Here is a 12,861-nt window from a genome sequence, read left to right on the forward strand (position 1 = left end):
CGGCCCCGGGCCCCCCGGCGCCGGCGCCGGCGCCGGCGGCTACCGATGCGGCGGGTACCGCTCCCGGCGCGACGGTTCCGGTTCGCGCGGCTCCCGGCGCGTGCGGGACGGCACCCGGCGGGACGGAACCGGGCGCGTGCGGGACGGCGACGGCGGGCGGGGCGGGCGGGGCGGGCGGGGCGTGGACCGGCGAGGCGGGGCGCGCGGCGGGGGCGACCGGCGCGGCGATGGCCGGGACCACGGGCGGCGCGGCGAGGGCGGTCATGCCCGTCGACGAGTCGGACGTGGCCTGCCACGACGTGGAGAAGTGCCGTACCAGCAGGTCGGTGACCGCCGCGGGCTGCTCCACCGGCGCGAGGTGGGACGCTCCGGGCACCACGGCGAGCCGGGAGTCGGGGATGCCGGCGACCAGGTGGCGCGCCTCGGCGGGGCCGGTGACGCGGTCCTCGGAGCCGACCAGGACCAGGGTGGGGACGCCCACGCGAGCGAGGTCGGCGCGTACGTCGAAGGCGGCGAGCGCCTCGCACGCGGCGACGTAGGAAGCGGCGTCGGTCGTGCGGACCATCTGCACGGCCCACTCGACGATCGCGGGCTGCGCGGCGGCGAAGCCGGGCGTGAACCAGCGCTCGGGGGCGGTGCGGGCCATCGGGTCGAGGCCGTTGGTGCGGACGATCACGCCGCGCTGGCGGAACTCGTCGGCGGTGCCGAAGCGGGGCGAGGAGGCGATCAGGGCGAGGGAGGCGAGGCGGTGCGGGGCCCGCAGGGCGAGGTCGGTGCCGATGGCGCCGCCGATGGAGCAGCCGGCGTACCCGAAGCGCTGGACGCCGAGTCCGTCGAGGGTGGCCAGCAGGCGGTCGGCGAGCTCGGCGACGGAGGTCGCCGGATGTGCGGGGGCGCCGCCGTGGCCGGGCAGGTCGAACCGGATGACCCGCCATTGCCGTACGAGCTCGGGTATCTGCCGGTCCCACATGTGCCAGGTCGTTCCCAGTGACGGGCCCAGGACGAGGGCGGGCGCTTCGTCGGGGCCGTCGGACCGGTACTGGAGGGTGAAGGGGCCTGCGGGCTGCGGTTCGGTCGTCTGCGTCTGGCTCACTCGCGCCAGGGTAGCGAGCGGAACCCGGCCCTCCCGGTCAGGGGGTCGCCGTCGAGACGACGTACACCCTCGGGGCGGCCGGGTCGGTCAGGTCGACGGTGATGTCGCGGGTGGGCCGCGGGTCCTTCTGGCGGTGCGTGGTGGCGGACCAGTCGCGGCCGGGCGGGAACGTCCAGCCGACGGTGCGGGCGTCGCGCTCGCCGATGGTGACGTCCGCGGCGTCGAGCGCGGCGCGGCTGGTCCCCACGTCGTCGAGGAAGTCGTCCAGTCCCGTCCCGCTGGTGGTGAACTCGACGTACAGCCTGCTGGTCTTCCAGTTGCTCGTCTCGAAGTAGGCGACCTCGGTGGAGCCGGCCGGGATGGGGACCTCGAAGACGCGGCGCTTCATCTTGGACGGCCAGCTGTCGCGCAGGCCGGTGACGGAGGACTCGGCCTCCTTGTCACGGCCGCTGGCCCGGCTCTGCTGGGCGGAGATCACCAGGTAGCCGGCCGGGATGCCGATGAGGAGCACGATGACGACGGCGGTCAGGGCGCGGCGGCGGATCATACGGCGCCGTTCCTCCGGGGACGCGGGCTGGTTCAGGACGGACATCACTGACATGACTACGGTTCCTGGGGGGGTCGGGGGCTGCGGCCGGTGACGCCGCCGCTGCGGATGGCCTGGGCGTACCGCTCGTACTTCTCGTAGCGTTCCAGACGGCGGCGGTTGGCGCGGCGGAAGCGGCGCGCGACGAGCCGGGCGAGGTCGGCGGCGCCGACCATGCCGGCCTCAGGGCCGAGCTGGGCCTTGGCGATACGGGCCTCCGGACGGTAGCCCCGTCCGGTGAGGTTGCGGCGGAAGGCTTCGCGGGCGGGGCCGATGAGCAGGTCGTCGGCGGCGCTGACCCCACCGCCGATGACGAAGCAGGACGGGTCGAGGGCGGCGGCCAGGTTGGCGATGCCGACACCGAGCCACTGGCCGATGTCCTGGAACAGCTCGATGCACATCGCGTCGCCCTCACGGGCGAGCTCGGTGATCAGCGGGCCGGTGATGTCGGGGACGGATCCCTTGACACGCTCGATGATGTTGTACGCGACCGGCGAGTCGGCCGCCGCCAGCTCGCGGGCCTCCCGCACGAGGGCGTTGCCGGAGCTGTACTGCTCCCAGCAGCCGCGGTTGCCGCACGGGCAGCGGTGGCCGCCGGGCACCACCTGCATGTGGCCGAACTCGCCCGCCACGCCGTACTTGCCCCGCTTGACCTGCCCGTCCTCCAGGATGGCGCCGCCGATGCCCGTACCGAGCGTGATCATGACGAGGTGGTCCTCGCCGCGGCCGGCGCCGAACCGCCACTCCGCCCAGGCGGCGGTGTTGGCGTCGTTGTCGACCATGACGGGCACGGCGAGCCGGGCCTGGAGCGAGTCGCGCAGCGGCTCGTTGCGCCAGGCCAGGTGGGGGGCGAACAGGACGCGGCTGCGGTCGGCGTCGACCCAGCCCGCGGCGCCGATGCCCACGGCGTGCACGTCGTGCCGGTCGGAGAGGTCCAGGACCAGCTCGGTGATGGTGTCCTCGACGACCTTGGCGCTCTTGGACTTGTCGGGCGTCTCGGTCTTGATCTGCTCCAGGATCCGGCCGTCGGCGTCGACGACGCCCGCCATCACCTTCGTACCGCCGATGTCGATGCCGACGGTGGGGACGCGCGGCGCGGTCAGGTGCGAGCGGCGCTCGCGCGCCGAGACGGTACGCAGGACGGTGGCGCGGGCGGAGCCGCCGGGGGTCGCCGCTGCCCGGGTGCCGAGAGCCCGGGGAAGGGCGAAGTCGCGGTACGTGCTCACGAGTCCTGTCGTCCCTGGTGGTGGGGGGCCGGGAGGTGGGGGCCGGCGGCGGACGGCGCCCGCCGCCCTCGATTCTGCCAGGTACGTGGCCGGGGGCGGCGGTGCGCGGTGGTCAGGGGGCCGTGTCCGGGGGCACGTCGTGGCCGCCCACCCGGGACGGGGCGGGGGCGCGGCGCAGTTCGTGACGGAGGTCCTCGAGCTCGCTGCCGCCCGCCATCTGACGGGTGAGCTCGTCGAGCGTGACGGAGTCCTTGGTGTGGCTCGCCGACATCACGCCGCGCTTCAGCAGCACGAACCGGTCACCCACCAGATACGCGTGGTGCGGGTTGTGCGTGATCAGCACCACCCCGAGGCCCGCGTCGCGGGCGGCCGCCACGTACTTCAGGACCACCCCGGACTGCTTGACGCCGAGGGCGGCGGTCGGCTCGTCGAGGACGAGGACCTTGGCGCCGAAGTACACCGCGCGGGCGATCGCCACGCACTGGCGCTCGCCGCCCGACAGGGTGCCGATGGGCTGGTCGACGTCGCGCAGGTCGATGCCCATGCGCAGCAGCTCGGCCCGGGTGGTCGCGCGCATGAGGCCGGCGTCGAGGCGCTTGAAGGGACCGGCGCCCTTGGTGGGCTCGGAGCCGAGGAAGAAGTTCCGCCAGACCGGCATGAGCGGCACGACGGCCAGGTCCTGGTAGACGGTGGCGATGCCCCGGTCCAGGGCTTGGCGGGGGGAGGAGAGGGAGGTCTCCTCGCCGTCGACGCGGAAGGTGCCGCCGTCGTGGGCGTGCAGCCCGGCGATGATCTTGATGAGGGTGGACTTGCCGGCGCCGTTGTCGCCCAGGACGCAGGTGATCTCGCCCGCGTGGACCTCCAGGGAGACGCCTTCGAGGGCGCGGATGTTGCCGTAGTACTTGCTGACGTTGTCGAGCTCTACCAGTGCCGTCACTTGGTGGCCTCCGCGCGCTTGCGGACCCAGGCGTTGAGCAGGGTCGCGAGAAGGAGCATCGCCCCGAGGAAGAACTTGAACCAGTCCGGGTTCCACTCGGCGTACACGATGCCCTTGCTGGTCATGCCGAAGATGAACGCGCCGACCGCCGAGCCGATGGCGGAGCCGTACCCGCCGGTGATCAGGCAGCCGCCGATCACGGCCGCGATGATGTAGATCAGCTCATTGCCGACGCCCTCGCCGGACTGGACGACGTCGAACGAGAACAACAGGTGCTGTCCGGACACCCAGGCGCAGAAGGCCACGCCCATGTACAGGCCGATCTTCGTCGTACGGACCGGGACACCGACGGCGCGGGCGGCGTCGGCGTTGCCGCCGACCGCGAAGATCCAGTTCCCGAAGCGGGTGCGCAGCAGGATCCAGGTGGCGAGGGCCACCAGGCCGAACCACCACAGGATGGTCACCTTGATGTCGACGCCGCCCAGGGAAAGCTGGGAGGCGAACAGGGCCCGGGCCGAGGAGAAGCCCTCCATGTCGGCGATCGTCTTCGTCGACACCGTGCCGCTGATCAGCTTGGTGAGCCCCAGGTTGAGGCCGGTCAGCATCAGGAAGGTCCCGAGCGTGATGATGAAGCTCGGCAGCCCGGTGCGGGTGAGCAGGACGCCGTTGAAGACGCCGACGGCGAGGGTGACCAGGAGGGACACCAGTACGCCGACCCAGACGTTCGCGGTCATCTGGTAGCTGACCATCGAGGAGATCAGCGCGGAGCTGGTCACCAGGACCCCGGCCGAGAGGTCGAACTCGCCGCCGATCATCAGCAGCGCGACGGGCACGGCCATGATGCCGATCGTCGAGGCGGCGTAGAGGACCGTGCCGAAGCTGGATGCCCGCAGGAAGCTGTCGGCGACGATCGAGAAGAAGAGGAAGACGGCGGCGGCCCCGACGACCGAGCCGAGCTCGGGCCGCGAGAGGAGCCCCCGCAGCGGGGAGGTGCGCAGCAGGCGCTCGTCGGCGGGGGCGCCGTCCTTCACGGGTGGTGCGGTCGCGGTCATCGGGTTCCTCGCTCCGTGAATTCCGCCAGCCTGGCGGCGTCCTTCTCGGTGATGATCTGCGGTCCGGTCAGCACCGGGCGCCCGCCGCCGAGCACGTCGGCGTTGTACCGGTACAGCCACAGCAGGTCCACGGCCTCGTACCCCTGGAGGTAGGGCTGCTGGTCGACGGCGAAGCCCAGCTGCTTGCTCTTCAGACCGGCGGCGACCTTGGCGTTGAGGTCGAAGGTGTCGATCTCGGCTTCGGAGCCGGCGCTCTTCTTCGCCTGGACGGCGGCGTCCGCGAACGGCGCGCCGAGCGTGACGACGGCGTCGATCGAGGGGTCGGTCTGGAGCTTGGCCTCGATGGAGGCCTGGACGTCGGGCATGTTGGTGCCGTCGACGTACAGGTTCCGCAGGTCGCCGCCGAAGGTCTTCCTCACCCCGGCGCAGCGCTGCTCGTGGCCGACGTTGCCCTGCTCGTGCAGGACGCACAGCGCCTTCTTCCGGCCGCGCTCGTCCAGTTCGTCGCCGACGGCCTCGCCGGCGATCGTCTCGTCCTGCCCGATGTGGGTGAGGGCGCCGAACGCCTTGGACTGTTCGGAGCCGGAGTTGACGGTGATCACCGGGATGCCGGCCTTCACGGCCTTGGCGACGGACGCCTTCATGGCGTCGGGCTTGGCGAGGGTGACGATGAGCCCGTCGACCTTCTTGTCGATGTAGGAGTCCACCAGCTGTGCCTGCTGCTGCCCCTCGTCGCTGTGGGCGTACAGGAAGTTGATGTTGTCCTTGACGGCCGCCTGCTTGGCACCGTTCTGGACGATGTCCCAGAAGGTGTCGCCGTCGCCGGAGTGGGTGACCATGGCGATGGTCCACCTCGGGGTGTTCACCGCGGACCGGCCTTCGGCGGCCGCCGCCTTGCGGGCGTCCTCGGCGCGTTTGCCGCCGGTGGCGCTGCATCCGGCCATGGCTCCCGCGAGGGACACCCCGAGGACCGTCGCCAGCACCGCGCGCAGCGCGCGTACCCCTGTCCGAACCCTTGCCACGACGCCGTGCCCCTCTTGCTGTGCCTGGTGTGTCTGCTGTGCTCTCTGTCGTACGACTGGCCAAGTATGGGTCATGGTGATGTGCCCGGATTTCATCGGGTACCGCGGGCGGTCAGTTCCTCCAGTACCGGTACGTCCTTCTCGGTGAGGAGCGCCGGGCCGGTGAGGACGGGCTTCCCGCCGCCGATGACGTTGAGGTTGTCCCGGTGGAGCCGGAGTCCGTCGACGGCGAGGTAGCCCTGGAGGTAGGGCTGCTGGTCGACGGCGAAGCCGATCTGCCTGGCCTTGAGCTGGGCGACGACGGCCGCGTTGAGGTCGAAGGTGTTGATCTCGGCGCCGGACCCGGCGCTCTGCTTCGCCTTGACGGAGGCGGCGGCGAACGGGGCTCCGAGGGTGACGACGGTGTCGATGTCCTTGGCGCTCTGGAGCTTGGCCTCGATGGAGGAGGTCGCGGCGGGCATGTTGGTGCCTTCGACGTTGAGGTTCTCCACGGCGCCCTTGAAGGTCTTCGCGACGCCGGCGCAGCGCTCCTCCAGGGAAACGTTTCCCTGCTCATGGATGACGCAGAGCGCCTTCTTCCTGCCACGCGTGGTGAGCTCTTCGCCGACGGCCTCGCCCGCCACGGCCTCGTCCTGGCCGATGTGGCTGATCGCCCCGAAGGCCTCGGAGTGCTGCCCGCCGGAGTTGATCGTCACCACCGGGATGCCGGCGGCGACGGCCTTGGCGACGGACGCCTTGACCGCTTCCGGCTTGGCGAGGGTGACGATCAGGCCGTCGACCTTCTTCGCGACGTACGAGTCGATGAGGGCGGCCTGTTCCTTGCCCTCTTTGTTCGCGGCGTAGAGGAACTCGACGTTGTCCTTGGCGGCGGCGGCCTCGGCGCCGTTCTGGACGATGTCCCAGAAGGTGTCGCCCTCGCCGGAGTGGGTGACCATCGCGACGGTCATGCGCGCGGTGGTGGCCGGTTCGCCTCCACCGGAGCCGTCGGTGCTCCTGCTGGCGGAGTCCTTGCCGCCGGAGCTGCTGCATCCGGCGGCGGTGACGGTGAGTGCGACTGCGGCCAGCAGGGCTGCTGCGGCCGTGCGGGTGGTACGCATGCGTGGATCCGCCTTGTCTCCCCGGCGCCGCCCGATTGCGGCTGGGTGCGTTTCTACGGGGACGGGGCGGACCCGTCAATACTTTGTCCGAACATTCTTACGCGGGGATGGCCGGCGAAGCGGCAAGGGCGCGAGGGGCGCGGGCGCCACGCTCAGTTGCTCGTCGCGGCCGGTTTCGCCGCGGAACCGAGGAACAGCGCTCCCGCCCCCGTCGTGAGGCCCGCCGACGGCTTCCGGCGGCGGAACCGCGCGGCGAGGTACGTACCGCCGAGGACCAAGGCGGTCACGTACGCGATGCTGATGACGTGGCGGACGAGTGCGAGCTGCGCGAAGGACAGCCCCGGCTCCGGAGCGGAGAAGAGCCCTGCTAGGGCCGCACCAGCAGCTGGAACTCGAAGGCGTACCGCGACGCCCGGTAGACGTGCGCGCCGAACTCCACCGCCCGGCCGGTGTCGTCGAAGGTGGTCCGCTCCATCGTCAGCAGCGGCGCGCCCTTCTCCTCCGTGAGCAGCTCCGCCTCCAGGCCGGTGGCGGCCCGGGCACCCACTTTCTGGCGGGCGCTGTGCAGAGTGATGCCCGCGCCGCGCATCATCCGGTACAGGCCCGTGCCCTCCAGCAGCTCGGTGTCCAGGTCGAGCAGGCCGAGGGGCAGGTGGTTGCGCAGCCGCGCCACCGGCTCGTCGTGGGCGAACCGCAGCCGCTCCACGAACCGGACCTCGCCGCCCTCCGGCAGACCGAGGGCGGCGGCGACCTCGGCGGGGGCGGGCTCGACACGGTTGGCCAGGACGATGGTGGCGGGGCGCTGGCCGGCGGCCTCCAGGTCGTCGTAGAGGCTGCTGAGCTCCAGCGGGCGTCTGACCTGGCTGTGCACGACCTGCGTGCCGACGCCCCGGCGGCGCACCAGCAGGCCCTTCTCTACGAGGACCTGGATGGCCTGGCGCACGGTCGGCCGGGACAGGCCCAGCCGTCCCGCCAGCTCGATCTCGTTGCCGAGGAGGCTCCCGGGGGTGAGCGTCCCGCGCTCGATGGCCGCCTCCAGCTGCTGGGAGAGCTGGAAGTAGAGCGGGACCGGGCTGGTGCGGTCCACGCTCAGCGGCAGGCGCACGACGGAACCGGTCTCTTCTCTGGCTGCTCGGGTCTGCTTGGGCACGGGCCGAGCCTATCCACAGGGAATGATGACGGGAAGTTGTGAAGTCATGTTGTCAGGACAAATGCTTGACACGGTGACGGGCTCGGCGCCACCTTGGGGGCCATGCGCATCGGACTCATCGGAACGGGACGTATCGGCACCTTCCACGCGGGCGTGCTCAGCCGCCACCCCGAGGTGGGGGCTCTCGTCGTCGCCGACGCCGACCCCGGCCGGGCGGCCCAGGTCGCCGAACTCACCGGCGCCACGGCAGCGCCGACCGTCGACGACCTCTTCACCGGCGGCGTCGACGCGGTGGTCATCGCCTCGGCCACCGCCTCCCACGCCGGCCTCATCGGCCGTGCCGCCCGCGCGGGCCTGCCCGCCTTCTGCGAGAAACCCATCGCCCTCGACCTGCCCGGCACACTCGGCGCGCTCCGCGCGGTCGAGGCGGCCGGCACCCCGCTCCAGCTGGGCTTCATGCGCCGCTTCGACGCCGGTTACCGTGCCGCCCGCGACGCCGTGCGCTCCGGGCGCATCGGCCGGCTCCACACCGTCCGGGCCATCACCTCCGACCCGGCGCCGCCGCCCGCCGCCTACCTCCCGCTCTCCGGCGGCCTGTACCGCGACTGCCTGGTCCACGACTTCGACATCCTCCGCTGGGTCACCGGCCGCGAGGTCACCGAGGTGTACGCGACGGGCTCGGACGGCGGCCCCGCGATGTTCCGCGACGCGGGCGACGTCGACACGGCGGCCGCGCTCCTCACCCTCGACGACGGCACCCTCGCCACGGCGACGGCCACCCGCTGCAACGGCGCCGGGTACGACGTGCGGATGGAGCTGGCGGGCGAGCGCGACCAGATCGCGGTGGGCCTCGGCGGCCGGACGCCGATCACGTCCACCGAACCGCTCTGCCCTCCCCCGGCCGACAAGCCGTGGCAGGGGTTCCTGGAGCGGTTCGCCCCGGCGTACGAGGCGGAGCTGGACGCCTTCGTACGCCTCGCGCGCGGGGAGCTGGCCAACCCCTGCGACGGTCACGAGGCACTCCGGGCGCTGCGCGTCGCCGAGGCGTGCGAACGGTCCCGCCGCGAACGCCGCCCGGTACGGCTGGACGAGGTGCCGTCAGCCCTCTGAGGCTCTCGGCGCCGGCAGGACCGTGCCCGGTACCACCGGGCGCAGGTCCCGGCCCCGTCCCCCTCCCCCTCCGCGTCCCCCGTCAGCAGGTCGCGGCGTACCGTCACCGCCGGCGCCCCGTGCGGGGCATCGGGTCACCACCTGACGGGCAGGCGGCGGGCGCCGCGCATGAGGAGGCCGGGCAGCCAGTCCGGCGGACCGGCCGAGGGGTCCAGGGCCAGGGAGGGGAAGCGCTCCAGCAGGGTGCCCACCGCGATGCGTCCCTCCAGGCGGGCCAGCGGGGCACCGAGGCAGTAGTGGATGCCGTGGCCGAACGCCAGGTGCCCGGCGGTGTCGCGGCGGATGTCGAAGCGGTCGGGCTCGGGGAACCTGCCCGGGTCCCGGTCGCCCGCGCCGATGCCGACGAGGACGGCGGCGCCCTGCGGGATGACCGTGCCCCCGACCGGAACCGGCTCGCGGGCGAACCGCGCCGTCGCCGTCTCGACGGGGCCGTCGTAGCGCAGCATCTCCTCCACCGCCCCGTCGAGGAGGCCGGAGTCGGCGCGCAGGGCGGCCAGTTGGGCGGGGTGGCTCAGCAGGGCCCGGACGCCGTTGGCGATGAGGTTGACCGTCGTCTCGTGCCCGGCGATCAGCAACAGGTAGGCCATGGCGCGCAGTTCGGCGGCCGACAGCCGGTCGCCGTCCTCGGCGCGCGTGCGCAGCAGCGCGGAGAGCAGGTCGTCGGCGGGGCGGGCGCGCCGCTTGTCCTCGATGAGCGCGTCGAGGTAACCGCCCAGCGCGTGCACGGCGGAGGTCTCGAACTCGCCGCCCGTCGGTGCGACGATCTCGGTGGACCAGGCACGGAAGGCGTCCCGGTCGGCGGCGGGGACGCCGAGCAGTTCGCAGATCACCGTGATGGGCAGCGGGAAGGCCAGGGCGTCGACGAGGTCGGCGCGGCCCCGGGGCTCCATGGCGTCGATCAGCTCGTCGGTGATGTGCCGCACCCGTGGACGCAGGGCCTCCACGCGGCGCCCGGTGAACTCGCGGGCGACCAGTCTCCGCAGCCGGGTGTGGTCGGGCGGGTCGAGGACCAGGAGGTAGGGGCCGATGACGTCCTCGTCGAGCATCCGCCGCCCGACCGTCGAAGGCGCCTTCGACAGCCGGGGGTCGGCGAGGGCGGCCCGCGCCTCGGCGTGGCCGACGATCAGCCAGACCTCGTTGCCCAGGGCGGTACGTACATGGTGGACGGGGCCGCTCTCGCGGAGTTTCGCGTAGTACGGATAGGGATCGGCGACGAAGTCCTCGCCGTACTCACTCAAGTCGACCGTGGTCACCGGCCCAGACTAACCGTCCGCCCGCTCGCCGAGGTGGTGGCCCGGGCGGGCGATCCCGGCCCGGGCGGACGAGCCCGGCCCGGGCGGGCGAGCCCGGCCCCGGCAGCGAGACCGAGCCGCCCCGGGGGGGCGGCGCCGCGTTCGGTTCGCGCTCGGCCGTTCCGCCGGCGGCGGCGGGTTTCTCCAGGGGCGCTCTCGGGTAGAGCGCATCTGGGAGCGCTCCCATCAGGCGGGTAGGGAACCAGACCCGAAGATGGAGCCGCAATGAATCGTCAAGATCGCACCGCACCCCGTACCCGTTGGGTGCCGCACCTGCTCACCCTCCTCTGCGCGACGCTGCTCGGCCTGCTGCCCTGGGCGGGCACCGCCTCGGCCCACGGGTCGGTCGTCGACCCGGCCTCCCGCAACTACGGTTGCTGGTTACGCTGGGGCAGCGACCACCTGAACCCGGCCATGCAGCAGCAGGACCCGATGTGCTGGCAGGCGTGGCGGGCGGACCCCAACGCCATGTGGAACTGGAACGGCTTGTACCGCAACGGCGTCGGCGGCAACCACCAGGCCGCGATCCCCAACGGCCAGCTGTGCAGCGGCGGCCGCGCCGAGGGCGGCCGCTACAACGCCCTGGACGCCGTGGGCCCGTGGAAGACGACGAACGTCGCCGGCACGTTCTCGGTGAAACTGTACGACCAGGCGAGCCACGGCGCCGACTACTTCCAGGTCTACGTCACCCGGCAGGGCTTCAACCCCGCCACCCAGGCGCTGAGCTGGAGCGACCTCCAACTGGTCAAGCAGACCGGCCGTTACGCCCCGAGCCAGAACTACACGATCGGCGACGTCAGCGCTCCGGGCCGCACCGGCCACCACATCGTCTACACGATCTGGAAGGCCTCGCACATGGACCAGACGTACTACCTGTGCAGTGACGTGAACTTCGGCTGAGCCGCACCGGCCGGACCGGCTCCGCCCCCGTGCGGAGCCGGTCCGGCCATCACCCTTCCCCGCCGTGCCGGATGGCCACCGCCGCGCACCCGTGCCGGCCGCCCGGTGCCCGGCGCGTGCCGGGGACGCCCACCAAGGTCACTCGCCGAGTTCGAACGTGCCGAACCGCGCGGGGCCGGCCGCCCGGTAGGTCTGGATGCTGACACCGGTGGAGGTGGCGCGGTGACCGGTGAGTTCGAAGGCGGTCGGGCTGCCGCCGTCGGGGAAGAGTCGTCGGCCCTTGCCGAGGAAGACCGGATAGACCAGCAGGTTGAGCTCGTCGACCAGGCCGAGGGCGATGAGGCTCTGGGCGAGCCGGGCGCTGCCGTGCACCTGGATCTCGTGGCCGGGGCGCTGCTTGAGGCGGTTGACCTCCTCGGTCAGGTCACCGCTGATGACGGTGGAGTTGTTCCAGCCGGCCTTGCCGAGGGTCCGGGACACCACGTACTTGGGCAGGGCGTTGAGGCGGCTCGCGACGGGGTCGTTCTCGTCGGTGACCTCGGGCCAGTACGAGGCGAAGATCTCGTACGTCCGCCGGCCGAGCAGGAAGGCGTCCACGCGTCCGAACACCTCGTCCATGAACCGGCCGAAGTCCTCGTCCACGAAGGGGACGCTCCAGCCGCCGTACTCGAAGCCGTCGGTGCGGTCCTCGTCGGGGCCGCCGGGCGCCTGCATCACGCCGTCCAGCGTCGTGAAGGTGGTGAGGGTGAGCTTGGCCATGGCCGGTACCTCTCGTTTCGGTGCGTTCGTTCCTCATCGTGCGTCACCAGGAGAGACCCCGCCCGCGCCCGGAACTCATCGGTGGACGGCACACGCCGTGTACGACAGGACTGACCGCACCGGTCACCGGCGGCATCGGCATCGGCATCGGGGCCGCGATCGCGCTCCGGGCGGCCGGGCGGCCGAGGACGTCGCACGGGAGGTCGGGACGACGGGCCGACGGGCCGCCGCGGGGTCCTCCCGCGGGCCGGTCCGGGCGACGTGACCGACGCGCAGGGCACCGTACGGCGAGCCGCCAGACGCACTGAACGGCGGGCGGCTGGACGTGCTGGTCGGCGACGCCGGTGCCGGGGTGGACGGCCCGCTGGAGCGCCCGGCGGCCACCGACGCGGGGCCTGCCTGGCCCTGGCTCGGCTCCGGCTCCGGCTCCGGCGGTGGACGTCCGGGGCGCGTTCCTGGCGTCGCGGGCCGCGACGTCATGCATGGAGCGCGTCGGGCGGATCGTCACGATCGGGCCGTGCACGGCCCGGCGCGTGCCCGGTCCCGGCCGGCCGTCCTACGCGATGAGCACGTCCCC

General features: G+C 72.6%; 13 protein-coding genes. 2 read left to right on the top strand and 11 right to left on the bottom strand.

From position 1 onward, the window contains the following. From ABD347_RS09805 to ABD347_RS09845, 9 genes are all read right to left on the bottom strand, one after another. Positions 1 to 1,102, bottom strand: a 1,102-nt coding sequence (locus ABD347_RS09805) for an alpha/beta fold hydrolase (RefSeq protein ID WP_344359831.1), incomplete at its 3' end; no start/stop codon positions are given. 28 nt (positions 1,103 to 1,130) lie between these two features. Continuing rightward, complete coding sequence (locus ABD347_RS09810) at positions 1,131 to 1,685, bottom strand: hypothetical protein (RefSeq protein WP_344359833.1); 555 nt, start codon at positions 1,683 to 1,685, stop codon at positions 1,131 to 1,133. A gap of 11 nt (positions 1,686 to 1,696) precedes the next feature. Next, the gene (locus ABD347_RS09815) at positions 1,697 to 2,905 is read right to left on the bottom strand and encodes an ROK family glucokinase (protein ID WP_425575615.1); all 1,209 of its coding nucleotides are present in this window, start codon (positions 2,903 to 2,905) and stop codon (positions 1,697 to 1,699) included. 112 nt (positions 2,906 to 3,017) lie between these two features. Further along, positions 3,018 to 3,842, bottom strand: coding sequence for an ATP-binding cassette domain-containing protein (locus ABD347_RS09820; protein WP_344359115.1), 825 nt, complete (start codon positions 3,840 to 3,842; stop codon positions 3,018 to 3,020). Then, the gene (locus ABD347_RS09825; protein WP_344359118.1) at positions 3,839 to 4,894 is read right to left on the bottom strand and encodes an ABC transporter permease; all 1,056 of its coding nucleotides are present in this window, start codon (positions 4,892 to 4,894) and stop codon (positions 3,839 to 3,841) included. The genes ABD347_RS09820 and ABD347_RS09825 overlap by 4 nt, the downstream gene beginning before the upstream one ends. Further along, positions 4,891 to 5,916 carry a sugar ABC transporter substrate-binding protein gene (locus ABD347_RS09830; protein ID WP_344359121.1) on the bottom strand — a complete coding sequence of 342 codons (1,026 nt, stop codon included), beginning with the start codon at positions 5,914 to 5,916 and terminating at the stop codon, positions 4,891 to 4,893. The genes ABD347_RS09825 and ABD347_RS09830 overlap by 4 nt, the downstream gene beginning before the upstream one ends. A gap of 92 nt (positions 5,917 to 6,008) precedes the next feature. Then, positions 6,009 to 7,013, bottom strand: coding sequence for a substrate-binding domain-containing protein (locus ABD347_RS09835; RefSeq protein ID WP_344359124.1), 1,005 nt, complete (start codon positions 7,011 to 7,013; stop codon positions 6,009 to 6,011). A gap of 152 nt (positions 7,014 to 7,165) precedes the next feature. After that, on the bottom strand, positions 7,166 to 7,300 hold the full coding sequence (locus tag ABD347_RS09840; protein ID WP_344359126.1) for a LysE family translocator: 135 nt from the start codon (positions 7,298 to 7,300) through the stop codon (positions 7,166 to 7,168). Positions 7,301 to 7,380: 80 nt separating this feature from the next. Beyond that, positions 7,381 to 8,100, bottom strand: coding sequence for a GntR family transcriptional regulator (locus tag ABD347_RS09845; RefSeq protein WP_344359837.1), 720 nt, complete (start codon positions 8,098 to 8,100; stop codon positions 7,381 to 7,383). A gap of 165 nt (positions 8,101 to 8,265) precedes the next feature. Here ABD347_RS09845 and ABD347_RS09850 point away from each other — a divergent pair, with 165 nt between their 5' ends. Beyond that, positions 8,266 to 9,273, top strand: a complete 1,008-nt coding sequence (locus tag ABD347_RS09850) for a Gfo/Idh/MocA family protein (protein WP_344359129.1) — start codon at positions 8,266 to 8,268, stop codon at positions 9,271 to 9,273. A gap of 134 nt (positions 9,274 to 9,407) precedes the next feature. Here the strand turns inward: ABD347_RS09850 and ABD347_RS09855 are convergent, their stop codons facing one another. Beyond that, positions 9,408 to 10,586, bottom strand: coding sequence for a cytochrome P450 family protein (locus ABD347_RS09855; RefSeq protein ID WP_344359132.1), 1,179 nt, complete (start codon positions 10,584 to 10,586; stop codon positions 9,408 to 9,410). Positions 10,587 to 10,850: 264 nt separating this feature from the next. On the opposite strand from ABD347_RS09855, the gene ABD347_RS09860 reads away from it, so the two are divergent. Next, complete coding sequence (locus ABD347_RS09860) at positions 10,851 to 11,525, top strand: lytic polysaccharide monooxygenase auxiliary activity family 9 protein (protein WP_344359133.1); 675 nt, start codon at positions 10,851 to 10,853, stop codon at positions 11,523 to 11,525. 138 nt (positions 11,526 to 11,663) lie between these two features. Here ABD347_RS09860 and ABD347_RS09865 read toward each other — a convergent pair whose 3' ends face one another. Continuing rightward, positions 11,664 to 12,284, bottom strand: a complete 621-nt coding sequence (locus ABD347_RS09865; protein WP_344359135.1) for a dihydrofolate reductase family protein — start codon at positions 12,282 to 12,284, stop codon at positions 11,664 to 11,666. Positions 12,285 to 12,861: the final 577 nt, after the last annotated feature.

The organism is Streptomyces gobitricini, from assembly GCF_039532985.1.
Lineage (GTDB): Bacteria > Actinomycetota > Actinomycetes > Streptomycetales > Streptomycetaceae > Streptomyces > Streptomyces gobitricini.